General features: G+C 72.1%; 22 protein-coding genes and 1 pseudogene. 9 read left to right on the top strand and 14 right to left on the bottom strand.

The window, feature by feature from the left end; genetic code table 11:
• The first annotated feature begins 134 nt into the window (after positions 1-134).
• The gene (locus AB0J55_RS09090) at positions 135-290 is read left to right on the top strand and encodes a hypothetical protein (protein ID WP_285987652.1); all 156 of its coding nucleotides are present in this window, start codon (positions 135-137) and stop codon (positions 288-290) included.
• Positions 291-293: 3 nt separating this feature from the next.
• Here the strand turns inward: AB0J55_RS09090 and AB0J55_RS09085 are convergent, their stop codons facing one another.
• The 3 genes from AB0J55_RS09085 to AB0J55_RS09075 form a co-directional block, all read right to left on the bottom strand.
• The gene (locus AB0J55_RS09085) at positions 294-1,802 is read right to left on the bottom strand and encodes a hypothetical protein (RefSeq protein ID WP_364244945.1); all 1,509 of its coding nucleotides are present in this window, start codon (positions 1,800-1,802) and stop codon (positions 294-296) included.
• Between the two features lie 165 nt (positions 1,803-1,967).
• Positions 1,968-3,350: a hypothetical protein gene (locus AB0J55_RS09080; RefSeq protein ID WP_364244942.1), complete on the bottom strand. Its 1,383-nt coding sequence runs from the start codon at positions 3,348-3,350 to the stop codon at positions 1,968-1,970.
• 88 nt (positions 3,351-3,438) lie between these two features.
• Positions 3,439-4,359: a nitrate- and nitrite sensing domain-containing protein gene (locus AB0J55_RS09075; protein ID WP_364244939.1), complete on the bottom strand. Its 921-nt coding sequence runs from the start codon at positions 4,357-4,359 to the stop codon at positions 3,439-3,441.
• Between the two features lie 134 nt (positions 4,360-4,493).
• On the opposite strand from AB0J55_RS09075, the gene AB0J55_RS09070 reads away from it, so the two are divergent.
• Positions 4,494-4,811 (top strand): nucleotide pyrophosphohydrolase, encoded by a 318-nt coding sequence (locus AB0J55_RS09070; RefSeq protein WP_364244937.1) that lies wholly within the window; start codon positions 4,494-4,496, stop codon positions 4,809-4,811.
• On the opposite strand, the gene AB0J55_RS09065 is transcribed toward AB0J55_RS09070, so the two are convergent.
• Entirely contained in the window at positions 4,808-5,143 is a 336-nt protein-coding gene (locus AB0J55_RS09065) for a DUF3024 domain-containing protein (RefSeq protein WP_364244934.1), read from the bottom strand. The two genes, AB0J55_RS09070 and AB0J55_RS09065, sit on opposite strands and share 4 nt — an antisense overlap.
• A 95-nt stretch (positions 5,144-5,238) precedes the next feature.
• Positions 5,239-6,603: a 3'-5' exonuclease gene (locus AB0J55_RS09060; protein WP_364244931.1), complete on the bottom strand. Its 1,365-nt coding sequence runs from the start codon at positions 6,601-6,603 to the stop codon at positions 5,239-5,241.
• 194 nt (positions 6,604-6,797) lie between these two features.
• Between AB0J55_RS09060 and AB0J55_RS09055 the strand changes: the two genes are divergently transcribed.
• Positions 6,798-7,625 (top strand): excalibur calcium-binding domain-containing protein, encoded by an 828-nt coding sequence (locus AB0J55_RS09055; protein WP_364244929.1) that lies wholly within the window; start codon positions 6,798-6,800, stop codon positions 7,623-7,625.
• A 14-nt stretch (positions 7,626-7,639) separates the two neighbouring features.
• Positions 7,640-9,916 (top strand): helicase-associated domain-containing protein, encoded by a 2,277-nt coding sequence (locus AB0J55_RS09050; RefSeq protein WP_364244926.1) that lies wholly within the window; start codon positions 7,640-7,642, stop codon positions 9,914-9,916.
• Here the strand turns inward: AB0J55_RS09050 and AB0J55_RS09045 are convergent.
• Positions 9,886-10,536, bottom strand: coding sequence for a class F sortase (locus AB0J55_RS09045; RefSeq protein WP_364244924.1), 651 nt, complete (start codon positions 10,534-10,536; stop codon positions 9,886-9,888). The genes AB0J55_RS09050 and AB0J55_RS09045 overlap by 31 nt on opposite strands.
• Positions 10,533-11,000, bottom strand: coding sequence for an excalibur calcium-binding domain-containing protein (locus AB0J55_RS09040; protein ID WP_364244921.1), 468 nt, complete (start codon positions 10,998-11,000; stop codon positions 10,533-10,535). Before AB0J55_RS09040 ends, AB0J55_RS09045 begins: the two co-directional genes overlap by 4 nt.
• Positions 11,001-11,285: 285 nt before the next feature.
• Here AB0J55_RS09040 and AB0J55_RS09035 point away from each other — a divergent pair, with 285 nt between their 5' ends.
• The gene (locus AB0J55_RS09035) at positions 11,286-11,912 is read left to right on the top strand and encodes a response regulator transcription factor (RefSeq protein ID WP_364244919.1); all 627 of its coding nucleotides are present in this window, start codon (positions 11,286-11,288) and stop codon (positions 11,910-11,912) included.
• Between the two features lie 202 nt (positions 11,913-12,114).
• Here the strand turns inward: AB0J55_RS09035 and AB0J55_RS09030 are convergent, their stop codons facing one another.
• Genes AB0J55_RS09030 through cydB form a run of 3 tightly spaced genes read right to left on the bottom strand, consistent with a single transcriptional unit; the run spans position 12,115 to position 17,767 of the window.
• Entirely contained in the window at positions 12,115-13,419 is a 1,305-nt protein-coding gene (locus AB0J55_RS09030; protein WP_364244916.1) for a histidine kinase, read from the bottom strand.
• A gap of 59 nt (positions 13,420-13,478) precedes the next feature.
• Complete coding sequence (cydD, locus tag AB0J55_RS09025) at positions 13,479-16,700, bottom strand: thiol reductant ABC exporter subunit CydD (protein WP_364244913.1); 3,222 nt, start codon at positions 16,698-16,700, stop codon at positions 13,479-13,481.
• Between the two features lie 59 nt (positions 16,701-16,759).
• Complete coding sequence (gene cydB, locus AB0J55_RS09020; protein ID WP_364244910.1) at positions 16,760-17,767, bottom strand: cytochrome d ubiquinol oxidase subunit II; 1,008 nt, start codon at positions 17,765-17,767, stop codon at positions 16,760-16,762.
• Positions 17,768-18,039: 272 nt separating this feature from the next.
• On the opposite strand from cydB, the pseudogene AB0J55_RS09015 reads away from it, so the two are divergent.
• Positions 18,040-18,462: pseudogene (locus tag AB0J55_RS09015) on the top strand (transposase); the annotation flags it as partial.
• Between the two features lie 32 nt (positions 18,463-18,494).
• Here AB0J55_RS09015 and AB0J55_RS09010 read toward each other — a convergent pair.
• Together AB0J55_RS09010 and AB0J55_RS09005 are read right to left on the bottom strand one after the other, a co-directional pair.
• Positions 18,495-19,970 (bottom strand): cytochrome ubiquinol oxidase subunit I, encoded by a 1,476-nt coding sequence (locus AB0J55_RS09010; RefSeq protein WP_364244907.1) that lies wholly within the window; start codon positions 19,968-19,970, stop codon positions 18,495-18,497.
• Between the two features lie 80 nt (positions 19,971-20,050).
• The gene (locus AB0J55_RS09005) at positions 20,051-21,010 is read right to left on the bottom strand and encodes a S41 family peptidase (protein WP_364244904.1); all 960 of its coding nucleotides are present in this window, start codon (positions 21,008-21,010) and stop codon (positions 20,051-20,053) included.
• Between the two features lie 187 nt (positions 21,011-21,197).
• On the opposite strand from AB0J55_RS09005, the gene AB0J55_RS09000 reads away from it, so the two are divergent.
• Both AB0J55_RS09000 and AB0J55_RS08995 read left to right on the top strand, forming a co-directional pair.
• A complete protein-coding gene (locus AB0J55_RS09000) occupies positions 21,198-21,785 on the top strand; it encodes a TMEM165/GDT1 family protein (protein ID WP_364245982.1) in 588 nt (195 codons plus the stop codon).
• 56 nt (positions 21,786-21,841) lie between these two features.
• Complete coding sequence (locus AB0J55_RS08995; RefSeq protein WP_364244902.1) at positions 21,842-22,471, top strand: DUF998 domain-containing protein; 630 nt, start codon at positions 21,842-21,844, stop codon at positions 22,469-22,471.
• Here AB0J55_RS08995 and AB0J55_RS08990 read toward each other — a convergent pair.
• Both AB0J55_RS08990 and AB0J55_RS08985 read right to left on the bottom strand, forming a co-directional pair.
• Positions 22,468-23,109: a helix-turn-helix domain-containing protein gene (locus AB0J55_RS08990; protein WP_364244899.1), complete on the bottom strand. Its 642-nt coding sequence runs from the start codon at positions 23,107-23,109 to the stop codon at positions 22,468-22,470. The genes AB0J55_RS08995 and AB0J55_RS08990 overlap by 4 nt on opposite strands.
• A complete protein-coding gene (locus AB0J55_RS08985; protein WP_364245979.1) occupies positions 23,106-23,960 on the bottom strand; it encodes a hypothetical protein in 855 nt (284 codons plus the stop codon). The genes AB0J55_RS08990 and AB0J55_RS08985 overlap by 4 nt, the downstream gene beginning before the upstream one ends.
• Before the next feature lie 85 nt (positions 23,961-24,045).
• Here AB0J55_RS08985 and AB0J55_RS08980 point away from each other — a divergent pair, with 85 nt between their 5' ends.
• Positions 24,046-25,218 carry a homogentisate 1,2-dioxygenase domain-containing protein gene (locus AB0J55_RS08980; RefSeq protein ID WP_364244897.1) on the top strand — a complete coding sequence of 391 codons (1,173 nt, stop codon included), beginning with the start codon at positions 24,046-24,048 and terminating at the stop codon, positions 25,216-25,218.
• Positions 25,219-25,238 lie beyond the last annotated feature (20 nt).

Raw genomic sequence — 25,238 nt, 5'->3', positions numbered from 1 at the left:
TCCGCGCCGGAATCCGGCCGTTCGGCCGAGGCGGGGCGTTCAGGCGTAACCGGTTGGCCGATACCGGCGCACCGGCGGGAAAGCGACCCTGAAGGAGTCAGGAAAACGGCTCTGAGCTGGGGAGGAGGCCCACGATGTTCACGATGATCCTCACGTGGGTCGGTGCGGTGCTCGGTTTGGCCCTGCTGATCGCGATGGCGGCCGGGACCTTCGTCGTCGACTTCGACGACCGGCTGCAGGAACGCCGCCGCAAGGGGAAGCCCGCCGAACCGGCAGGCCCCCTCCCCTAGGCGTCAGAGTTCGGCCAGCGCCTCGACGTAGGCGTCGGCGTCGTATTCGAGGTTTTCCGCGTCCAGCAGGCTGTTTTCCAGCGCGTCGATCAGCTGCTCGAAGATCTCGTCGCGGTCCAGCTCGCCCTCCCGCAGGCGCTCGGCGGCCTGCCAGACGTCGGCGGGCTCGTTGTCCCACAACTGGTCGACGATGGTGGCGCGCAGGATCAGCCGCTGCTCTTCCTCGTCCTCGTCGGCCTCGGCGATGACCAGCGCCCGGCGCTGCTCCGGGTCGTTGGGGTCGAGGTCGACCTCTTCCTCGTCGATTTCCGTGGTCAGCGACGGCACGGCGAACATCCGCCGCTCCAGCGCGTCGGCCAGCTCGGTCGGCGACAGCTCGCTGGTGTCGGCGAAGTAGCGCTCCAGCGGCGAGTCGTCATCGTCGGCGTACTCGCTCAGGTAGTCCTGGACGGCCTCGTCGAGGGCGGCGATCGCGGTCTCGGTCAGGTGCGCCCGCTCGCCCGTCCACTGCACCCAGGCCAGCACGACCGGCTCGACGGCGTCCTCGTGGTCGGCGTCGAGCTCGTACTCCTCGCCCAGCAGGCCCTCGAGGAACCGCGCGATCTTCTCCGGCCCGACGCGCAGCGGGTTGCCGGGGTCGGTGCGCAGGCCGTGCTCCAGCAGCAGGGCACCGATCGCGCGGGCAGCGTCGGCGTCTTCACCGCTCGCCGTAACGAACTGCTCGACGACAGCGGCGCGCTCGGCGTCGGACCACTCGGCCACCTCGGGCACGAGCGCCGGCTCCGGCAGCGCGCGGCACCAGGTCAGCGCGACGGCGTGGAAGCGCGCGTAGTCCTCGCTGACGTCGGCCTCGTCGAGGTGGTCGGTGGCGGCGAGGCCGTCCGCGATCAGGCGGTGCGCCTCGGCGGGGTCGACGGCCTCGAAGACGACCAGCTCGGGGTCGGCGTCGGACTGCTCCCGCATCTCGGCGAGGACCTCGGCGGGCTGGTCGATCACGACGAGGTCCCGCACCCGGCCGCCCTCGGTGTAGTCGAGCAGCGCGAGCAGGCCGTACGCCTGGTCACCGTGGGAGAAGACGGTGAGCAGGGACGATTCGTCGCCGAAGACGTCCCCGGTGCGCCAGCACTCGCCGGCGGTGACCCGGCCCAGCGCGCCGGCCCAGGCGGGCTCGGGGATGCCGCGGCCGAGGACGACCTGCAGACCGGCGTCGGCGGCCTTGCGTTCGACGTCGGTTTCGGCGACGACCCGCAGCGCGGCCAGCAGCGCGGCGGCACCCGGGGTGATCTTGCGCTGCGCGAAGGCGATGAGTTCGAGGCCGAGCGGCTCTTCGCCGTCCTCGGCGGGCAGGTCGTGGAACTGGCCGAGCACCTCGGAGGCGAGCAGCTCGACGTCGACCGGCTCGGGGTCGGCGCCCAGCGCCGAAAAGTCGTTCAGGATGTCCTTGAACAAGCCGGTCACGCTGTGGGTGACGGGCTGCGGTGCCTTCTTGCGGGCGCGACTCACCGGGCTCATGCGTTCATGCTTTCACTTCACCGCGAGCGGGTCGCGGTGGCCCTGGCGCGGGTCCCGCCGGCTGCTCGACGGGGAGGCGCCGAGCCGGACGGCGGAACTGGGCCACCGCGACGCCTTGGCGCGCTCACGATGTCCCGGTGCACGTGTATCACCGGTTCTCTCGGGTCAACGAGGGGTGCGGGGGGAGGTTACGGGTCTTTCGGGGGTCCGGGTGGCGGAGCCCCCGGCCCGGGGTGAAGCCCCGGTTGTTGCAGCCTTCGGCAGGGCGATCCTGGCGGCCCGGATTTCCGTGATCAGCCGGGTTTTCCGCCGGTGGTTTTCCACCAGCGCGGCCAGGTAAGCGGTGAATTCGTCCGGCGTCTCGGCGCGCTTGTGCAAGGTGCGCAACACCTTCAGCCGGCGGGCGGCTTCCTGGTACGCCTGCGGGTCCTTGCGCTCGATGAGCTCGTCGACGTGTTCGCGGAGCACCGGGATCGCCTCCGCCGGGTGCTCGGCCGCGCGCTGCTCGGCCAGTTCGAGCTTGAGCTCCGCGGACGCCCCGAACCGGACGCAGGCCCGCCAGGCTTCGTCCGGACGGCCGTCGTCGAGCAGGACCCGGACGAGCTCGTCCGCCTGCTCGATACCCTCGGCAGCACGTTCGCGCAGGCAGGTGAGCGCTTCCCGGCGCTGCGCGGTCCACTTCCCCTCGGCCGTCGCGGCGGCGCGCAGGGCCGCGAACGTCTCGCGACTCGGCTGGGCGTCGAATTCCTTGCGACGGCGGGAGGTCTCGCTTTCCGGTTCCGGCAGGGGCTGCTTGTCGTGGGTGAGCGCGCGGGCGGCGTGCGCGATGGCCTCGCTGTGCCGCCCCGCGGCCCGCAGCACCCGGACGATCTTGAGGCTGACGTCCACCCGCGGCGGCTTGGCCGACAGGATCGCCACCAGCTCGTCGACGTCGCCGAGCACCTCGGCCAGCTGTTCCCGGAGCCGTTCGGCCACGTCACGGCGGTGGCCGGGGCTGTTCGCGGCCAGCACGTCGTCCACAGTGGACTTGATCCGCTTGAGGCCGGGCTCGCCCAGCGCCGCCGCGAACTCGGCGAGGTCGATCACCGGGCGGCCGGGGCCGTCGAACTCGACCTCGAGGATCCAGTCGGCGAGCTTCTCCGGGTCCGGCGGCCGGGCGGCGCACGCGCGGGCGTACAGCTCCACGGCCCGGTCCAGCCGGTCGGCGAGGTCGCCGGTGTAGTCGCCGGTCTGCTCCAGCACCTCGCTGATGTCGTCGACCGTGCGCCGGGCCAGCGGGGCCAGGTCGGCGCGGCTGCCGGCGTCGAGCATGCGCTGCAGCGTGTCCAGCACCGCGCCGATCTTCGCGGTGTACTCGGCGTTCCCGTCGGTGACCGCGGTGTCCAGCAGCCGGTGCGCCTCGCTGACGTCCCCGGATTGGGTGGCGGCGCGCAGTTCGAGTGAATGCCGCAGCTCCGGATCGCGCTCGGCTTGGGCGTGCAGCAGGTCCGCCAACGTCTCCGCGTCCAAGGTGCGCAGGTAGGGGCGAAGATCCGGGTGGGGACTCACGCGCACCAGTCTGCCCGACGGCCACGGCCACGCGTGTGGGCCAACCGCGTGCTCTTTTCGGAGTAATCCAGCACGCTGTGTGACCACCTCATGAACGGCGTAAGTCGTCGAGCACGGCTTTCAGCGGCCACGGTTCCGGCAGACCCGGCCGTCGTGACCGTGCGTGGCGGGGTCGCGGGATGGCCGCGCCGGCCGTCGGCACCATGATCGGGACGACCGGCACCGGCACCCGCGCCACCAGCCGCCGCACGACGACCAGCAGGAGGACGGCGAACAGCAGCAGCGCGGTGCCCGCGGCGAGCGCGCCGGCGAGGGTGCGACGGCCGTCGTCGAGAGTCAGCTGGACCGCGTACTGGCTCTGCTGCGCGTACAGCATGCACAGCTGCTCGGACACCGCGTACGCGGCGCTGCGCCACGTGGACTCGGGCACGGGCAGCGGTTCGGCAGCGGTGAAAGCGTTCTCGGCCGCGGCGAGCCTGCTCCAATCGGCGCTACGGGTGAGCGACTCGTACGCCATCCGGCCACTCTCGGTGAGCTGCGGGACGAGGCGGGCCAGTTCGGCCCGGTAGGCGGCGACGGCGGAGGTGAACGACCCGCGCGACACGTTGTCCAGGCCGGCCAGGGCGAGGGAATCGGAGCGGTCCATGCCTTCGGCAACGGAAAGCAGCTCGACGGCGGTCGTCTGCTGGTAGGCGGACTCGGCGTCCGGGGCGTGGCGCGCGTATTCGCGCAGTCCCGCGATGGCGGACTCGATCCGCAACGTGAAACTCGTGTACGCGGCGCTACGCCGTTCGGGCGAAGCCATCGCCGCGCTGCGCTGACCCTGCAGGGCGACCACCGCCCGGGCCGTCCGGTCCGCGGCGGACGCCGTCTCCATCGCCAGATCGCGGGTCCGAACCGCCTGGTGGACCAGGAAAACGGCGATCACGACGGCCACGAGGACGAGCGCGCCGCCGGGGACGAAGGCGATGCCCAGCATGCGGCCGCGGACGGATCGCAGGTACTTCAAGACATTCCTTTCCCGGCCTTGGGCCCCGCAAGCATCCCGACGAAGTTCAACCTATTGAGTGAGAGATTCACCGGTCAACGCCAGTCCGCCATACGGCCGTTAGCGCACGGTGACGACCGAGGACAATCGCGCCCGTGACTTTCGACGACGTGACCCAGCGGCTACGCGCCTTCGCGGCGGCGCGCGCCTGGGAGCCGTACCACACCCCCAAGAACCTCGTGATGGCGCTTTCCGGCGAGGTCGGCGAGCTGACGTCGCTGTTCCAGTGGCTGACCCCGGAGGAGTCCGACGCGTGGCGCGAGGACCCGTCACTGGAGGAGAAGGTGCTGGACGAGATCGCGGACGTGACCCTGTACCTGCTGCAGCTGGCAGACCGCCTCGGCGTCGACCTGCCCGCGGCGGCGCACGCGAAGATCGACCGGAACGAGGTGCGCTTCCCGCCGCCGGCCTAGCCCCAGAAGACGCCGCCGGGGTTCCGGTCGATCTCCTCAAGCAACGCCGGCGGCGTGCTGGCGACCGGCGCGTCCGGGTAGCTCAGCCACCGCCCGTTGCGGTCGGCCCACCACACGGACCAGATCCCGAACTCGTCGAGCCGCAGCTGCGCGATCTTCTGTTCGCTCCACTCGGGCCCGGCTTGCGGCGACCACGGCGCACGGCGTTCGACGATGGTCACCGCGCGACCCCGCGTCCGGCACTCGACGCGGATCCGGTCCTGCAGGTGCTCGGGGACGCGCTGCGTGCACCAGCGTTCGATCTGCCGCAGCGCGAGCTCCGGAATAGCCATGTGGTCCAGTGAACCGGACCGCCTCACCCGGCGCGCAGGTGGGCGAGCACGGCCGCGTAGGTGACGTCGGGGGCACAGCCGTCACCGCACGGACGTCAGCGCGGCGCAGGCTCGGCCAGCCACCACCCGCCGAGCAGCGCACCGACCCCGACGGCGCCCAGGAAGATCCCGGCCGCCAGCGGTGTCCCCCCGAACATCCCCACGACCACGACGAACATCACCAGCAGCCCGAAGCCCATCAAAACCCGCCCGCCGACGCGCTTCGACGCCGGTGCCGCGGGGGACGGCGCAGGCTCGAAGCCAAGGGCCACCGGTGCCGCACGGACGTCCAGCACGACGGCACCCAGCTCGGCGCCCCGGGCCAGTCGCGGCTCGGTCGCCGGCACCGACGCATCGGCCACCAGGTGGGTGACACTCCCGGTCAGCTTCTTCGCCAGCTGGACGCCCTCGGCGAGGACCCGTGCCCGGAGCCGGTCCGCCTCGACGGTCGTGCCCAGCACCAGGACCCGCGTCGCCTTGCCGCCCGCCGTCGGGCGCAGGTCGCCGGCCGGGCCGACGCCGAGGGCCGTGGCCACCTGGCGCAGCTCGCGTGCCTCCGCCGCGGTCACCACGCCGTCCCGTTCCGCGATCTCGCGCAATGCCGTCACGAGCTGCTCGTGCGTCGACCGCACGTGCGCCTCCGACAGCCCGGCCTCGGTCGCCAGCTCGGCCAGCGCCGCCACCTCGTCGTGCGCGAGGTGCTGGTCGGCGAGGGCGTCGGCGAGCAGGTCCAGGTAGGCGTCGTCCGCCGCGATGCGTTCGACGGCCTCGGCCATCCAGCCCGGCTCGGCGGGCCGCGCCTCGGCCCGCGGCAGCAGCCGGCCGTCGGGGAACCGCGGCAGGCCGGGCAGGACCGGCGGGGCCGCGAACGTCAAGCCGTACCGCCCGAACAATCCCGTCACCAGCTGCGCGACCGCCCGCGCGCCGGACAACGCCGACTGCCCCGGCCGGGCCGGCACGCCGAGCGCGTGCGCCACGGTGGCGAGCCGATAGTTCGGCAGCCGCACCACCGACTTCGCGGCCGCCAGCGTCGAGACGCCCGGCAGCGGGGGCAGCCGGACCCCGAGGAGACCGATTTCGCGGTCGAGGAACGCGCTCGCGAACGCCGGGTCGTGCGCCACGAGCACGCTGCCGTCGCACAGGTCGAGCAGCGGCCCGAGCACCTCGCCGAACGACGGCGCGCCGTCGAGCTCGTCGCTCGTGATGCCGTGCACGAGGGCGGGGCCGGGCGGAACGCCGGGACCGGGATTCACCAGCGTCGACAGCTCACCCGCGAACGATCCGTCGGCGTGGACGCGCACCGCGGCGAGCTCGACGACGCGCCCGGGGCGCAGGCCGGTGGTCCGGATGTCCACGGCGGTGAAGTCGAGGCCGTGCGCGGGGTGGCCGCCGGCGCCGAGCAGCGGGAGGGATTCGATCACGTCCGCAGGTCGTTCCCGGCCCGGGAGTTGTGACAGCTTTTCGGCGCGGAACGGTGGTTCGTGACGTGATCGTGACGGCAACAATCCGCCGGATAACGACTGGTGGCCGATCACGGCCCGGCGCGTAACAACGGCGGGAGATTTCCCGAGTACACCGTCGGCACGTCGCCATCGAGGAACGAGGAAAAACCCGCATGCAGCCGAAGAAGCGCTTTCCGAACTGGCTGAAGATCGTCCTGGCCGCCTTCACGGTCCTGTTCGTGCTCGGCGCGATCTTCGGCAAAGCTCCCGAGCCGAAGCTCACCACCGCCGCCGCGCCGGCGTCCTCGGCACCCCCGTCGACCAGCACATCCGCGACCCCGACGCCGACGCCGGTCGTCGTCACCTACACCGTCGCCAGTGTGACGGACGGGGCGACGGTCGTCGTCAACGGGAGCGACGGCAGCAGCAGGACGGTGCACGTCCTCGGCGTCACGGCGCCCGCCGCCGGCACCGGCTGCTACTGGACGGAATCGCTCGGCTGGGCGACCACGACGCTTTCCGGCAAAGCCGTCAAGCTCGGCGCGGAAACGGCGCAGGGCATCGCGCTGACGCTCGCCGACGGTCAGGACTACGCGGCACTCGCCATTCAGCAGGGATATCTCAAGTACGCGGCGAACGCGGCCCTGCCGGCGCTCGCCGCCACCGAAAGCGCGGCCAGGCAGGCCGTCAGCGGACTGTGGGGACCGCCGTGCAACGGGACGATCGACGCCCCGGCGCCCACGGTCGCCCCGGAACCGGCGATCCCCCCGGCACCGAAGCCCACCCAGGCACCGGCACCGGCCACGAAGGCGGCGCCCAAGCCGGCACCGCCCGTGGTGGAGACCACCGAGCCCGCGCCCGCCCCGGAACCGGACCACAACGTCTACTACGCGAACTGCTCCGCCGCGAAGGCCGCCGGTGCCGCACCGCTGTACCGCGGCGAACCGGGCTACCGGTCCGCGCTCGACCGCGACGGCGACGGCGTCGCCTGCGAAAGGTGATCTAACCTGGGCCGGTGACCACCGCCGACGAACTGCTCGGCCGGCTCGCGGGCCTCGACCGGGACGCGCTCGCGAAAATCCTCACCCACCGGCCGGACGTCCTCGAAGAACCGTGGCCGCGGCGGCTCGACGTCGTCGCGGCCCGGCTCGCGTCCGCCGGATCCCTCGATGCGGCGCTGCTCGCGTTGCCGACGCCGCTGATGCAGGTCCTGCGCGCCGTCCAGCTGTGTCACGCGCTCGGGCAGCGGCCGGCGCCGGTCGCCGAGGTCGCCCAGCTGCTCGGCACCGAGTCCGTCGAGTCCTTTGTGGACGAACTGGCCGAGCGCGCACTGCTGTGGCGCGACGACGGCGGCGTCGTCCTGCCGGAACTGCTGCACCGCACCAGCTTCGCGCCCGAGAGGCTCGGCCGGCCGGTCGCGGACCTGCTCGAGGAGGTCGGCGCGGCCCGGCTGGCGAAGCTGTCGCGGAACCTCGGGCTGCCCGGCACCGAGCGGAAAGCACAGCTCCTGCTCGGCCTCGTGCAGTTCTTCCGCGACGGCGACCGCGTCCGCGAGCTGTTCGCCACCGCGCCCGCCGAGAGCCGGAAGCTGCTGCGGGACATGGCCGACGGCGTTCCCGAGATCCAGGGCATGGCCCCGGCGGGCTGGGCGTTCGACCACGGGTTCCTGATCAGCACGTACTACGGCACCATCGCCATGCCGATCGAGGTGTCCCTCGCGCTGCGCGGCCCCGGCCACCAGCTGCCGTTCACCCCCGCCGAACCCGGGTACCCGGTCACCCACATCGGGGCGGACGCGGCGGAATCCGCGGCTTCGGCGGCCGCGCTGCGGCTGCTCGACCGCGTGTCGGCGATCCTCGACCTGGCCGCCGCGGAACCGTTGCCGCTGCTCAAGGACGGCACGATCGGGACCCGGCTGATCAACAAGGTCGCCAAGGACACCGGAGGCACGCCGCCGGAGATCGCGCTGGCCATCGACCTCGCGTCGCAGGCCGGGCTGCTGGTGGCCGACGAGCCGCCGGTGCCGCGCCGCGGGCGGAAGGCGCCGCCGGCCACGCTCGCGCCGGATCCGGACCTCGCCCGGCCCGCCCCCGCGCTGCTGTACCGCCTGCTGCTGGCGACCTGGTGGGACCCGGCGCCGCCGGAGTTCGAGGTCGACGTCGAGGCGCTGCTGCGGCGGCTGGCCGTGCGGGTGCTGGCGCGGCTCGCTCCCGGCGACGCGATCACCGACCTCGACGCGCTGACCGGGCTCGCCCGGTGGCACGCGCCCATGGTGCCGGTCGAGGACTTCGCGGACGACCTGCGGATCGCCGTGCAGCAGGCCGAACTGCTCGGCGTCGTCGCGCACGGCGCGGTGACTTCGGCCGGGCGTGCCCTGCTCGAACCGGAGCGGCTCGTCGAAGTCACCGACGAGCTCGTCTCCCGGGCGCGGACGACGGCGTTGTTCGGCACGGACCTGACCGCGATCGTGCCCGGCTCGCCCGACGCCCGGCTCGCCGCGCTGCTGGACCGCGCCGCCGACCGGGAAGCCCAGGGCACGGCGACCAGCTGGCGGTTCTCCCCGGCGTCCGTGCGGCGGGCGTTCGACCAGGGCGTGACGGCCGGCGAGCTGCTCGAGGACCTGCGTTCGAGCGCCGCGGGCGACCTGCCGCAGCCGCTGGTGTACCTGGTGAACGACGTCGCGCGGCGGCACGGCGAGGCGCAGGTGCTGGACGTCGCGAGCGTCGTCGTCGGCGAACCCGCCGTGCTGGCCGAGCTCGCCGCGCACCGCAAGCTCGCCAAACTCGGCCTGCGCGCGGTGGCCCCGACCGTGTTGACGTCCACTGTGGACGCTTCGGGCACGCTGCAGGCGTTGCGCGGAGCCGGTTACGCGCCGACGCACCACACCGCGGACGGCAGCATCGTGCTGCCCGCCCGCGACCAGGCCGAGCCGACGGCGGCCATCCGCGACCCGGAACCCGGCGACCGGGTGGCCGCCGACCCGGCCGGCCACGCCGAGCGGTTGCTGGCCGCCCCTTCCCACGGTCCGGCCCTGCTGCGCGGCCAGCTCGCCCGCGCGATGAGCGACCGCTACGCCGGCCGGCTCACGCCCAGGCAGCAACAGCTCTGCTGGCAGCTCGAAGCCGGGCTCCCGGTGGAGATCGCCTACGACGGCGAGCACCTCGTCGTCGCCTACCCCGAGCTCGACGGCGACGTCCTGGACGTCTGGTCGCCCGGCGAGCACACCTACCGCCGGCTCGAGCTGGCGAAGGTCGAACTGGCTCAGGTTTCGACGGCGGTCAACCGGGCGTAGACCACGACGTTGTCGAGGTAGTTCCCGCTCGCCCGGTCGAACACGCCGCCGCAGGTGATGAGCCGCAGCTCGGCGTCCGGCGTGTCGCCGTACACCTCGTCCGTCGGGAACGCGGTCTTCGGGTAGCGCTCGACGCGGTAGACGGTGAAGATCGCGATCCGGCCGTCCGCGCGGCCGACCTCGGCCCGTTCGCCCGGGCGCAGCTCCTTGAGGCGGGAGAAGGCGCCCGGCACGTGCCGGTAGTCGACGTGCGCGGCCAGCACGGCCGGCCCGGTCTCCCCCGGCGACGGCGCGCCGGTGAACCAGCCGACCGTCGTGGCGTCGCCCGGGACCTCCAGCGCGCCGTCCGGGGTCAGCCCGAGGTCGGCGATGCCGGTGGCCCGCACGCCGATCGCCGGGATGGTCAGTGACGCCGGTTTCGCCGCGGGGAGGCCGTCGGCGGCCGTTGCCGTGGGGTGCGCGATGCTCGCGGTGCCCGGCGGGTTCGCGGTGGCCGGGCTCGGCGGGGCGATCTCGTCCGGCGCCTTCGGTGCCAGGACGAGGACGAGGGCCACGGCCACGACCACGCCGAGAGCCGCGACGACCGCCGTGACCGCGGGCCACAGGCGCGGGTGCCTCAACTCGGGCGCCGGCGCAGGTAGAGCACCATGCCGCCGGACACCGTCGCGGCGAGCAGCGTGCCGCTGAGCACCAGGATGCCCGGGACGTCGTCGGCCGGCTCACCGCCGCCGGTGGCGACACCGCCGGCCGGCTTGACCTTCACCTGGCCGGTTTTCCTGGTGCCGGCGGGCTTTTTCGCCGGTGTGGTTCGCGTGGACGGTTCCGCCGTCGGCGTGGTCGTGCCCTGCTGCCGGTGCGGCAGCGTTTCGCAGGCGATGCCGTTCTTGTCGCGGTCCAGGCCGTTGGGGTCGCCGGGCGTGGCGTCGAGGACCGCCTGGGCTTCTTCCTGGTACTGGAAGTCCGAGCAGTCCTTGTCGCCGGTGAGCGGCGGCGCGAGCTGGGCGGAGGCGAAGGGAACGGGGCCGAGAAGAGCGAGCCCGGCGACGGCGACGGCCGTCGTCAGGGCACGGCGAAACAGGGACAACGGAATTCCTTCCGGACGGAATCGGGGGCGAATGTGTCGTTACTATCGCCGCATCGGCGAGGTCGTTACGGACGTTTCCGGAATTCCGGGAATGACAGCGGTCCACCAGGATCGACGCGTCCGGTGATTTCCTGCCGGTTCCGCCGCGACCTGCGGATTTGCCGTCCAGGAATGGGTACCTGCCGGAATGTTACGTGATTCGCGGTCACACTTTTGAGGTATTTCACGTGTGACGGCGCCGACCGGCCGCCACCGCGGGGTCCGGGCACCCCGTAACCTCGGGGTATGCCGATCCAGGTACTGCTCGTCGACGACCACGAACTGGTCCGCCGCGGGCTCCGCGACCTCCTCGGCGACGAGCCCGACATCGAGGTCGTCGCCGAGGCGAGCACCGTCGAAGAGGCCTTGGCGATGGCGATGCACGTCGAGCCGGAGGTGGCGGTGGTCGATGTCCGCCTCGGCGACGGCGACGGCATCACGCTCTGCCGCGAACTGCGGTCGAAGCCGAACCCGCCGGCCTGCCTGATGCTGACGGCGTTCGACGACGAGGAGGCGATGGTCGGCGCGATCATGGCCGGCGCGGCGGGCTACCTGCTGAAGCAGGTGCGGGGGCAGGACGTGGTGCACGCGGTCCGCGAGGTCGCGGCCGGCCGGTCGCTGCTGGACCCGGTGAGCACCGCGCGGGTGCTGGACAAGATGCGCCACCCGCCGACGGACGAGCTGGCGACGTTGACCGAACGCGAGCGCGACGTGCTCGAGCTGATCGGACAGGGGTTGTCGAACCGCGAGATCGCCGAGCGGCTGTTCCTGGCGGAGAAGACGGTCAAGAACTACGTGACGTCGGTGCTGGCGAAGCTCGGGATGCAGCGCCGGACGCAGGCGGCCGCCTGGATCGCGCGGCGCGAGAAGTAACCGTCCGCGCCGGGCACGTCCGCAATCCGCCGTTCGCTGCGATCTTTTCTGCGCCTCGTCACGGTCTGCCACGCCGATCGGCGTGTTTTCGGGTAGAGATTCACTCGAACGTGAGTCGAATATATGTTCGAGAACTCGGTAAGATCATTGACGAGGGCGTGGAAGGGAGGCTGGATGACCCGAGAAGGATGAGTCGCGCAGGTCAGTCGAGTGGGAGGTCGAACGCGACGAGGGTGCCGAGGCTGGGTGAGGAGTTCAGGAAGAACTTCCCGCCCGCGGCGTCCGCGCGTTCGGCGAGATGACGCAGACCACGGGTGGCGACGCCTTGGGGGACGCCGGAACCGTTGTCCCGGACGCGGAGTTTGACGCCGCCGGAGTCCCTGGTCAGCGTCACGCGCGTTTCGCTGGCGCCGGAGTGCCGGACGACGTTGGACAGCGCTTCGCGCAGAGCGGCCCGGATGTGGTCGGCGCGCTCCGCGGGGATGTCGGCGAATTCGCCGGACAGCTCCAACGTCGGCGGGTAGCCGAGCAGCTCGCCGGCAATGCGGACCTCGCCGCGCGCCGACTCGGCGAGGTCGGTGGGCGTGCCGGTGTCGTGGCGAGGCTCCGGCGACCGCAGCGCGCGCACGGTCCCGCGGATTTCCTCGATGGTCTGGTCGAGCTGGTCGATGGCATCGGACAGCCGGGCCCCGTCGGCTTGGGCGAACCGCTTGCGCATGTTCCGCCGAACCCGGTCCAGCTGCATCCCGGCACCGTAGAGCCGCTGGACGATGACGTCGTGCAGCTCACGGGCAATGCGCTCCCGCTCTTCGTAGAGAGCGACGCGGTGACGTGCGTTGGCGCCTTCGGCGAGCGCGAGCACAACCCCGGCTTGGGCGGCAAAGGCGACGAGCATTTCGACGGTCCCGGCGGAGAAGGGTTCCCGCCCCCGTTTCCGGTAGACGGTGAGCGACCCGAGTACCCGGCCTCCGGAGCCGAAAGGCGCAGCGGCGAAGGGCCCGTAGCCGTGGAGTTCGGCGGGCACGTAGGGCGCGGTCCGAGGATCGACGGTGAAGTCGTCACTGGCGACGGGTTCGCCGCCGCGAGCCACCCGGCCGGCCGCGGAGTCGGCAGGGAGGGCAAGGCCGCGAAGGGATTCGCCGGCCCCGGTGGTTCCGGCGCCCCCATCCGGGTCCGAACCACCTGATCCGTGGTCGGAGCCACCGAGAGGCTCGTTCGCTTCGCGTGGTTCAGCAAGGAGTCGACCAGCGTCAGCTTTCGCTTCCGAGCTACCCTCGCGCGCCTCGCCGGGCGCCGTCGTCGGGTGGGCCGTGGCGTAGTGGGCTGCCTCCACCACCACCCGGCCGTCCTCTGTGCTCACCATCGCCAGGCCGAGGTCGGCGTCCGCGAGCTCGGCCGCCCGGGCGACGACCGTGTCCAGCACCGCTCCCGGGTCGTCGCCGGACAGGGCGGTGCTCGTGATCTCGGTGGCTGCGGACAATGCCCGCGCGGCAAGCGTCGGATCCATGAGTCCCGTCATTATCGCGCGGCGCGGTGGTGGCGCGGCAAGGACACCGCAGGAATCGATCACTTGACCGGCACCCGCGTGACGACCCGGCCGTCGCGGACCTCGAGGACCACGTCCGCTCCGGCCGCTTCCTCCGCCCGGTGCGTCACGTGCACCACCGTGCGGCCAGCCAGCGCCTCCCGCAGGTGTGCCCCGAGCACCTGGGCCGTCGGCTCGTCGAGGTGCGCCGTGGGCTCGTCCAGCAGCACCAGACCCGCCGACGGCGCCGCGAGCAGCGCCCGCGCCAACGCCACCCGCTGCGCCTGGCCGCCCGACAGACCGCTGCCGCCGCTGCCGAGCAGCGTGGCCGGCGAGACGTCGGTCAAAGCCGCGCTGTCCAACACCGTGCGAAGGTCGTCCTCGGTCGCCGCCGGGTCGGCGAGGCGGAGGTTTTCCGCGACCGTCGTCGCGGCGAGCATCGGTTCCTGCGGCGCCCACGCCACCCGCTCCGGGACCGCGACCACCCCACTCCGAGGCGCGAGGAAGCCCAGCAGCGCGGCAACAAGCGTCGACTTGCCCGCCCCGCTCGGCCCCACCACCGCCGCGTACGTGCCCGGCGCCAGCTCCACGTCGACGTCGTGCAGGACCACCGGCCCGCCCGGCCAGCCGAGGTCCGCTCCCCGCAGCTCCACACCGGAAGCACACCCAGTCGACGGAGGCGGTTCCGGCACGTCGGCGAGACGACGGCGCGCGCGCTGCAGCGTGTCCCAATGCTGGGCCACCGGTGGCAGCAACGCCAGGACCTCCGCCAGCGCGAGCGGCACCAGCGCCAGCAGCGACGCCAGGACCGGGTCGAGCCGTCCGCCCGCGACCGCCTGGGCCGCCAGCGCCGTGCTGACCACCGCCGCCACTCCGCATACCAGCGTGACCAGCGCTTCCGCCGCGCCCGAACCGAAAGCTTGCCGGCGCGCTTGCGCCGAAAGGCGCGTGTCGGCGTCCGCGAGGGCGCGGCGGTGGTCGCCGGCCTTGCCGAACGCCAGCAGCTCGGCCGCCGCCTCGAACAGCACCAGGATCCGCGCCGCCACGTCACGGCGGCCAGCCGCCAGGGCCGACGTCGCCCGGCGTTCCGCGCGCAACGCCACCCACGGCGCGCACAGCCCCAGCGCCACCGCCGCCGCCAGCGTCAGCCCGGCCACGGGTAGCACCGCCGTCTGCACGGCGATCGCTCCGGCCGCGACCAGGCCCACCACCAGCGGCGGCGACACCACGCGCGGCAGCAGGTCGCGCACGGTGTCGACGTCGGCGACGAGCCGCCGTTGCCCCTCGCCCGCGCGCAGGCTCCGCGCCGGCCCGAGCCGGACCAGCGCATTCCACAGCCGCACGCGGACGCGGCCGGCGATGCGGAACGCGGCGTCGTGGGTGACCAGCCGTTCGACGTACCGGAGGCCCGCGCGGCCCAGGCCGAACGCCCGGACACCGACCACCGCGACCGTCAGGGTCAGGATCGGCGGCTGCTGGGACGCCTTGGCGATGAGCCAGCCCGACGTCGCCGTCAGCGCGACGCCGGCCAGCAGCGCGAGCGCGCCCAGCGCGGCGCCGCCGAACAGCCGCCCGTCGAGGAGCGCCCGCCACCCCAGCGGCGCCCCCTGGTCGTCCACCGTGGACACCTCGGTCGCAGCCGGCGCGTCGGTCGACATGTCGACCGCGGCCGTGCGCTCGTGGGCCGCGATGATCGCTGCGGCGCCGTTGCCGACGGCGCGCTGCACCGCGTCGAGGACCAGTCGCGCGCTGGCTTCGTCGAGGTGCGCCGTCGGCTCGTCGAGCAGCAGCAGCCAGGCGCCGCGCTGCACCCGGACCAGCGCCCGGGCGACGGCGACGCGCTGACGCTGCCCCAGCGACAGCCGGGAAACCGGCCGGTCCGCGAGCCCGGCGAGCCCGAGTTCGGCGAGCACCGCACCGGAGGAGCCGACCTCCTCGCGGACCGTCCCGCCGGTGAACACCGGTGCCTGCGGCACCCACGCGACCTGTTCGCGCCAGCGTTCGAGGTCGGTGTCGGCGAGGTTCGCCGAGCCGACGACGATCTCGCCGTCGTGCGCCGGGACGAAGCCGAGCAGCGCCGAAAGCGTCGTCGACTTGCCGCCGCCACTCGGCGCGCGGAGCCAGACGGTCTCGCCGGGCCGGACCGAGAACGACTCGCCGTCGGGCGCGAACCCGTCGCGCCGCGCGACGCGCAGGGATGTCACGCGCAGCTCGCCCCGCGCCGGGACCGCCGTTCCCGCAGCGGGCACGGGCAACGCCAGCAGGTCGGCGACGCGCCGGACCGCTTCGACGCCGTCCTCGCTGGCGTGGAACGCGGCGCCGACCGCACGCAGCGGCTGGTAGCACTCCGGCGCCAGGATCAGCACGCCGAGCCCGATGGCCAGCGGCAGGTGGCCGCCGGCGAGCCGGACGCCGATCACCACCGCGACCAGCGCCACCGACAGCGTCGCGACCAGTTCCAGCACGAACGCCGAGGAGAACGCGACCTTCAACGTCTTCAGCGTGGCGCGGCGGTGGCGTTCGGACAGCCGCCGGACCGTCTCCGCCTGCGCGGTGGCGCGCCGGAAGGCGGTCAGCACCGGCAGCACGCGCACGAGTTCCAGCAGCCGTCCGGACATCCGGTGCGTCGCGTCGGTCGCGCCGGCGACCCGGTCGGCCGTGTACTTGCCGACGAGGATGGCGAACATCGGCAGCAGCGGCACCGTCAGCGCGACGATCACGCCGGACGGCCAGTCGGCGAACAGGATGGCCGCGCCGGCGCCGAGCGGCACGACGGCCGCCGTCACCAGCGCCGGCAGGTACTCGCGGAAGTAGGCGTCCAGCGCGTCGAGCCCGCGGGTGGTGAGCGCGGTCAGCTCGCCGTGGCCGCGCCGGGCGATCCACTCCGGGCCCAGGCGCAGCGCGTGGTCGACGGCTTTCGCGCGCAGCTCGCGTTGGGCGGTCGACGCCGCGCGGGCGGAGACCGTGCGCACCGCCCAGCCGGTCAGCGCGCGCGTCGCGACGAGCGCGAGCAGCGCGGCCAGCTGGGCGGTGCGTCCCCCGGCACCTGCTCCGACGATCGCCGCGAGGACGTCGGCGAGCAGGAACGCCTGTGCGACCAGCGCGGCGGCGTTGAGGAAGGAGAGGAAGCCCACCAGGGCCAGCGCCCGGCGCACGGCCGGCACGAGGGCCGGCAGCGCGCCGAGCGGGCCCTTTCCCGGCCGCGCCGAGTCCACTGTGGACTCCGAGGCGGAAAGGGTTGCGCGCCCGGGAAGCTGTGACATCCGGGGCTCCGCCCCGGGCCGGGGGCTCCGCCACCCGGAACCCCCGAAAAACCGCTTTGTCATGGTGCGTGGACCGCCGGGATGTGCTGGGTGCCGATGCGCTTGCGGAACACCCAGTACGTCCAGCCCTGGTAGACCAGCACCGCGGGCGCGCCGAAGACGGCGACCCAGGTCATCACGGTCAGCGTGTACGGGCTCGACGCGGCGCCTTCGATGGTCAGCGTGTTGGCTGCGTCGAGGGTCGACGGCAGGACGTTCGGGAAGAGCGACCCGAACATGACCACCGCGGCCCCGGCGATGACGACGCCGAGCGCGGCGAACGCCTGCCCGTCGCGATCGGCGCGCAGCCGCAGCCAGGCGACGGCCGCCGCGAGAGCACTGATCCCGAACGCGAGCAGTGTCCACAACGTGCCCGCGCGCCACTGCACGACCGAGAGGAACGCGACCATCGGCACCATGGCGGCCGGCAGCAGCCTGAGCGCCAGAACGCGAGCGCGTTCCCGCAGGTCACCGCTGGTTTTCAGGGCCAGGAACGCGGCGCCGTGGGTGATCGAGAAGGCGGCGATGGCGACCGCGCCGAGCAGGGTGTCCCAGCGGAAGGCGGCGAAGGCCGAGCCGACGCGGTTGCCGTCGGCGTCCAGCGGCAGCCCGAGGACCGTCGTCGCGAGGATGAGCCCGACGCCGAGCGGCGGGATCCACGAGCCGGCCGTGATGACGCGGTCCCAGTTGCGCCGCCAGCGCTCGGAGTCGACCTTGCCGCGGTACTCGAACGCGACCCCGCGGCCGATGAGGGCGAGCAGCACGAGCAGCAGCGGCAGGTACGCGGCCGAAAACAGCCCGGCGTACCAGGCGGGGAAGGCAGCGAACATCGCCCCGCCGGCGACGATGAGCCAGACCTCGTTGCCGTCCCAGACGGGCCCGATGGTGTTGACCATGACGCGCCGCTCGGTGTTGTCCTTCGCGAGGACGGGCAGCAGCATGCCGACGCCGAAGTCGAAGCCCTCGAGGAAGAGGTAGCCGAGCCAGAAGAAGGCGATGACGACGAACCACGCGATTTCGAGAGTCATCGCGTCCCACCTTCCGCACGGTGGCCGTGAGTTATCCACATTGGGTCGAGTTGTCCACAGATTTGCTGTGGGTAACCCTGGAGAGTGACCGAGCCAATACACTGGGTTCGGGGACGCCCCTCACGTTCGCCGCCGCAGCCGTCGTCGCGGGAGCCCAGTCGTTCACCGCGATCGGCGAATAGGCCGCCGAAGCGCCCCCGCCGGTCCTGGCCGCCCTCGGCGCCCGATTCGATGCCCGCCGAGCCCGATATGCAGCACCCGATGAGGCCACCGTGCGGCGCGTGGCCGGCCGGCTCGACGGCGACACCCTCGACGACGTGATCAGCAGCTGGCTCACCGGCCACGACACCGCCACCACCGACCCAGCCGCGATCGCGGTGGACGGCCGTGCCCGCTACCTGCATCGACCCGGCGCGGACTACGTATTCACCGTCAAAGAGAACCAACACCGTCTCCATGGCCTGCTCAACACCCTGCTCTGGCACGAGATCCCCGCCCACATCACCAGCGGCAGCGGGCACGGCCGCAGCGAACGCCGGACACGTTCCGCCCACGCCGCCCTCGGTCTCACCGGCCGCCACGCCCACCCTGCCCAGATCGGCCAGTACGTCCGCAACCACTGGCACGTCGAAAACAAACTCCACTGGGTCCGCGACGTCACCTACAACGAAGACCAATCCCGAGCCCGCACCGGCGGGGGCTGTCTTGGAGTCCATTGCCTGGCTCCTCAGTAGGCGAAGGCGAGGGTGTCCTCGCCTGGTTTGTCGGCGTCCTTCGGCTTCTCGGGCGGCATCACCGCTTCGACGCCGCCGCGGATGTACTTGCGCATCAGGAACAGCTCCACCACGCCGAGGGCGGCATACACCGTGGTCAGGGCGATCAGCGACGTCCACACCTCGCCGGTCGTCACCTTCGAGACCGCCTGGGCCGTGAACATCCACACGCCGTCGACGCCCGTCGGGTTGGGAGCCACCACGAACGGCTGGCGGCCCATCTCCGTGAAGATCCAGCCCGCGCTGTTGCCCAGGAACGGCGTCGCGATGCCGCCCAGGACCAGCCAGGGGAACCAGCGGCTGCCCGGGATGCGGTCGCGACGGGTCAGCCACAGCGCCAGGAGGCCGATGCCCGCTGAGACCGCGCCGAAGCCGATCATCATGCGGAAGCCCCAGTACGTCACCGGCAGGTTCGGCACGTAGTCGATCGGCTTGCCCGCCAGCGAGCCCAGTGCCGGGTCGTCCGGGTAGTTCGTGCCGTACTTGGCCTGGTACTCCGTCACCAGGTTCTCCACGCCCTTGACCTCGGTCGAGAAGTCGTTGTGCGCCAGGAACGACAGCAGCGCGGGCACGTTGAAGGTCTTCACGTCTTCGCAGTTCGCGCCGGACACGTCGCCGATCGCGATGATCGAGAAGCTCGCCGGCTTCTCCGTGTGGCACAGCGCTTCCGCCGACGCCATCTTCATCGGCTGCTGCTCGAACATCAGCTTGCCCTGCGCGTCGCCGGTGATCGCGAGGACCGCGAACGCCGCCACGCCGACCCAGCCGCCGAGCCGCAGCGACGAGCGCCAGACATCCTCATGAGCACGCTTCCGCCAAAGGTGCCAGCCCGCGACACCGACCAGGAACGCCGCCGCCACCGAGAACGCGCCGGCGAGGGTGTGCGGGATCGCGGCCAGCGCCGTGTTGTTCGTCAGCACCGCCCAGATCGAGTTCATGGTCGGCTTGCCGTTCTCGAACGTCACGCCCACCGGGTGCTGCATCCACGAGTTCGCGGCCAGGATGAAGTACGCCGAGGCCATCGTGGCCAGTGAAAACGCCCACGCGCACGCCAGGTGGACCTTCTTCGGCAGCCGGTCCCAGCCGAAGATCCACAGGCCGAGGAACGTCGATTCGACGAAGAACGCGACGAGCCCTTCCATCGCCAGCGGCGCGCCGAAGACGTCGCCGACGAAGCGGGAGTACGCGCTCCAGTTCATCCCGAACTGGAACTCCTGCACGATCCCGGTCACCACGCCCATGGCGAAGTTGACCAGCAGCAGCTTGCCCCAGAACTTGGTCATCTTCAGGTGCCGCAGCTCGCCGGTGCGGACCCAGCGGGTCTGCATCGCCGCGACCAGGATCGACAGCCCGATGGTCAGCGGGACCATCAGGAAGTGGTAGACGGTGGTGATGCCGAACTGCCACCGCGCTAGCTCAAGGACCTCCACGTGGTCCAGCCTGCTCCGGGGCCCCAGCCGCAGCCAGATCAACTGGTCCCGTCCGGCCCGGGACCAACGTCCCGGGTGAACTACAGCTGGTCGAGGGCCTTCCGCGCCTCCTCGGCCACGACCCGCCGCGGACCCGAATCGCCCAGCTCCAGGACGTGCCGGAGGGCCAGCTCGTAGGCGGTGTCGAACGCCTGCTCCGCGGCGACCGCGATGTCCGGCGACACGCCGCAGCCCTCCCAGTTCTCCCCGGACTCCGGGTCGTAGGAGCGGGCGATCGGCACGGTCACGTCCAGGTGGGTGTCCACTTTGTACCGGTCGCAGGGGTGCGCGCCGCCGCGCGTCACCTCGCCGACGGTCTTCGCGCGGCCCTGCCGCTGCAGCGAGAAGGCGAGGTCCTCGCCGCCGGAGAACGTCACCGGGCCGGTGAGCACCCAGATCGGCTTGGTGCCGCCGAACTTCGGCCCCGGCACGTACGGCAGCGTCCACATCTGGGTGACGCGGTCGCCGTCGCGCTCGTAGAAGTCGAGGTAGTGGGTCCGTTCGTCGACGAGGTAGCTCTGCAGGAACGCGCTGGTCTCCGGGTCGCCGCCGCGGTTGCGCCGGACGTCGAGCAGCAGCGCGTCGGCCGGGGCGACCAGGGTCATCGCCGCCGTGAACGACGGCGCCGCGAGGTCGATCGGGTAGAGCATGGTCGTGTCGAGGTAGCCGACGTTGCCCGGCAGCCGCCGCACCGCCGCGATCCCGAAGTTCTCCAGCTCGCCCGCGCGCCGGAAGTCCGCGGAGGCGTGCTCCGCGTCACCGTCCTCGGCCACCGGGTCGGCGTGGTGGCGCAGCCGCAGGTGCTTGTCGTCGTTCACCGACTGGAGGTCGGCTGTGACGGCCGTCGCGAATTCCGCCTCGCCGAGGTCCGCGTACGCACCGTCATCGAGACGCGCGCGAAGCACCTTCGCCAGCTTCGCGGCGATGTCCGGGAAGACGTAGTGGGCTTCCACCCGGCGGATGACCTCTTCGACCTGCGCAGCACGCGCCTGTGACCCCATGCCGGTGAACCTACCGCAGGCCACAACCGAAAATTCGGCGTACCGAAAAAATTTGTGCGACACCCCTTGATGTCAAATTCATGGCCGCCGATCCGGCAATTTCGCGGAAGCCATCAGCTTGCCACTTTCCGACACTTCCCTTTATCGTTGCAGTGAAAGGGGCGAAAGAATACTCATGACTGCCGCTATGGTGGCGCTGATCAGCGCGTTCGGCCTGGTCCTCGCCGTGGAGCTGCCGGACAAGACGCTCGTCGCGACCCTGGTCCTGACCACCCGTTTCCGGGGCTGGCCGGTTTTCGCCGGGGTGTGCGCCGCGTTCGCCGTGCAATGTGTCATAGCGGTCGCATTCGGCAGCGTGTTGACGCTGCTACCGGACGTGGTCCTTTCCCTCGTCGTCGCCGCGATGTTCGGTCTCGGCTCTTTCATGCTCCTTCGCGAGGGATTCAGCGAAGCGGACGAAGCAGGCGAAGACGCTTCGCGCATCGGCCCGTCCCCGCTGTCCTTCACGCGCTCTGCGATGACGTCGTTCGGCGTGCTCTTCGCCGCCGAGTGGGGCGACGCCTCCCAGCTCGCGACGGCGAGCCTCGCCGCCCGCATCGGCAACCCGTTCGCTGTCGGTGTCGGCGCGTTCGCCGCGCTCGTCGTGGTCGCCGGGCTCGCCGTGTTCATCGGCGCGAAGATCCGCAGCCGGATCAAGCCGAAGCTGATCCAGCGCTGCGCCGGGTTCGCCTTCGCCGGGTTCGCCGCGTTCGCCCTGCTCCAGCTGGCCTTCTGACCGCTGCCTCACAGGTTCACCCGGTAACCTTTCGGAAACGAAAGGGAGAGCACCAGGTGAACTCGCACGCCGTCTCGCCGCTGCACGGCCGGGTCGCGCTCGGCGGCATCGGCGTTGCCGTGGCCATCTCGATCGACCTGCACCTGCGCCTGTCCGGCCAGGTCAGCCCCATCTGGCAGACGCTGTCGGAGTACGTCTACGGCAAGCTCGGCACGTCGTCGGCCGCTCCCCTGTTCAGCGTCATGTGCCTGGCCCTCTCGTTCGGCTCGGTCGCGCTCCTGGCCGGCATCGCCAAGGCCCACCGCCCGGGCACCACGGCGGTCTGCGTGCTGCTCGGCGTGTGGTCGGCCGGGCTGCTCGTGTGCGGCCTGGTGCCCGTCGACCCGGACGGCCAAGCGCGGTCGCTCGCCGGGCAGGTCCACAACATCGCCGCGTTGACGGCGTTCATCGCGCTGCCCGTGGCCGCCTTCGTGCTGACGAAGAAGGATCGCGAGCGCTGTCCATGGGAGCCTCGCCGGACGACGATCCGGCGCCTGGCGACGGCGAGCCTCGTGGCCGTCGGCGTGGTGCTCGGCGGGTTCGTCTTCACGCTGACGCTCGGCCTGTTCGAGCGCCTGCTGTTCACCGTCGACGTCGCCCTGCTGCTGACGATGGTCCGGCCGCTGGTGGCGGTCTCGCGGCGTTAGGCGTCCGTCTTCAGGATGTCGGCGAGCCGGGACGCGGCCGCGACGACCTGCGGCCCCACTTCGGCCGCCTTCAACGGCTCCATCGAGACGACCCCGACGCTCGCCCGCAGACCCTGCACCCCCCGGACCGGCGCCGCGACGCCGGACGCGCCCGCCTCGAGCTCGCCCGCCGACGTCACCCAGCCCTCGCGGCCGGGACGCAGCGTCATCGCCTTACCGGCCGCGCCGGCGCTCAGGGGGTGCCTGCTGCCCACCCGGTAGGCGACGTGAAAACTCGTCCACGACGGTTCGACGACGGCCACCGCAAGCGCTTGCGGCCCCTGGGCGACCGACAGGTGCGCGGTCGCGCCGACCTTCTCGGCCAGCTCGCGCAGCACCGGGCCGGCCGCGTCCCGCAGCTGCGGCAGCACCTGCCCGGCCAGCCGCAGCAGCCCGACGCCGAGCCGGACCTTCGTGCCGTCGCGCCAGACCAGGCCGCGCTCGGACAGCGGCACGAGCAGCCGGTAGACGGCCGCGCGGCTGGCCCCGATGGCCACGGCCAGCTCGGAGATGGTCGCCGCGTCACCGCCGGCGTCGGCCACCGCCTGCAGCAGCGCCAAGCCGCGGTCGAGCGTCAGCGACCCCTCCCGGCTGGTCACAGCAAGCCGAGTTCGCCCAGGTCGGCGACCGGCTCCTCGAACGACGCCGCCGCGTAGGACGCGAAGAGCGCCCGCACGGCCTTCGCCGCCGGCTCGGACAGCGCGCGGGCCTCGTCGGCCAGCGCCTGCGCGTCGGTCGACTCCAGCGCCCCGCGGACGTCGCCGCCGGAGAGGCTGCGCGCGGAGGCCACGAGCAGGTTCAGGAAGCCGTGGTGCCGGAACCCGGTGTCCGGGTCGGTGTGCCGGACCGCGCGGTGCAGGCTGTTCGTCGCCTTGAACGACGCCCCGGTGGACCCGCTGACGACGGCGAGGAAGTCCGCCACCTCGTCGACGCTGGGGAAGTTCTCGCCCGCCTGGCCGCCGCAGCGGATCTTCGGCCAGCTGCCGTGCTCGATCACCTTCCGGACGCCGTCGAGCCAGCCGACGCCCCGCCGCGGCTCGACCACCCGGATGACGTCCTCGGGCACGAACTCGGAGACGCGCTCCAGCCAGACCTCGTCGACGTCCGACGGCGCGGGCATCTCGACCATCCGCAGCGCGAGCAGCTCACTGCGCGACTCGACGATCGAGATGGCCTTCGGGACACCGCCCAGGCCGGTGTCGATGATCAGCGAAAGCGGCAGCGGCTGCTTCGGCTTGATCTTGATCAGCTCGGTGATGAGCTCGGGCAGCCGCGACGCCTGGCAGAGGAAAACCCCCAGTACACCGGCGTGTTCGGACTCCCGGCTGGCGAAGTGCGCACGCAGCGCTTCGGGCATGGCCGCACCGACCGGAGGGAACAGCGCCGAGTCGTCGACGAGCCTCGCGAACAGGGGAGGAATTCCACGGGGGCCGGGGGGCGTGAGTTCCACAGCGCTTGACACGACTGACACGCTAGTAGCGTACGACATCAGGACAAAATCGTTCGCACAACGGACACCTGCAGGAGGGACGGAGATGCCTTACTACCGGCGAGTAGGTGAGCTCCCGCACAAGCGGCACACCGCGTTCCGCAAGCCGGAAGGCGGCCTCTACGCCGAGGAGCTGATGGGCGTCGAGGGCTTCTCCGCGGACTCCGCGCTGCTCTACCACCGCGGCCTGCCGACGGCGATCGTCGACGCCGTCGCGGTCGAGGAGGACCGCGGGTCGCTCACCCCGAACCACCCGCTCAAGCCGCGCGCATACCGGACGCAGGACCTCAAGTTCGGCGGCGAGGCCGACGCGGTGACCGACCGGCGGCGGCTGTTCGGCAACAACGACGTCACCATCGGGTTCGTCACGGCGACCGCGCCCAGCCCGCTGTACCGCAACGCGGCCGGCGACGAGCTGTTCTACGTCCACGGCGGCTCGGCGACCTTCGAGACGATCTACGGCCGCCTCGAGGTCGGCGACGGCGACTACGTCGTGATCCCGACGTCGTGCACCTACCGGGTCGTCCCCCACGGCGAGGTCAACCTGTTCACGCTGGAGGCGCGCGGCCACATCGGGCCGCCGAAGCGCTACCTGTCGGCGAAGGGGCAGTTCCTGGAGCACGCGCCGTACTGCGAGCGCGACATCCGCGGGCCGGCTGAGCCGCTGCTGGAAGACGGCGAGGACGTCGAGGTGCTGGTGCGGCACCGGGCCGGCCTGACCCGCTACACGTACGCCACGCACCCGTTCGACGTCGTCGGCTGGGACGGCTGCCTCTACCCGTGGGTGTTCAACATCGACGACTTCGAGCCGATCACCGGCCGCGTGCACCAGCCGCCGCCCGTGCACCAGACGTTCGAGGGCCCGAACTTCGTGGTCTGCTCCTTCTGCCCGCGGAAGGTCGACTACCACGAAGACGCCATCCCCGTGCCGTACAACCACGCGAACGTCGACTCCGACGAGCTGATGTTCTACGTGCGCGGCAACTACGAGGCCCGGAAGGGCTCCGGCATCGGGATCGGCTCGCTGTCGCTGCACCCGTCCGGCTTCACGCACGGCCCGCAGCCGGGCGCGGCGGAGGCGTCGATCGGCGCGGAGTTCTTCGACGAGACCGCGGTCATGGTGGACACGTTCGCGCCGCTGGAGCTCGGCGAAGCCGCCGACGCGTCCGAAGACCCCGGTTACGCGTGGACGTGGTCACGCCGCGGCCCTAAGTCATAGTCAAGATTCGGAATTACCGT

Origin of the sequence: Amycolatopsis sp. NPDC049688 (assembly GCF_040674975.1) — a bacterium.
Classification (GTDB): Bacteria; Actinomycetota; Actinomycetes; order Mycobacteriales; family Pseudonocardiaceae; genus Amycolatopsis.
The sequence above is the reverse complement of the archived record's forward strand: the minus strand, read 5'-3'. Positions and strand labels throughout refer to the sequence as shown.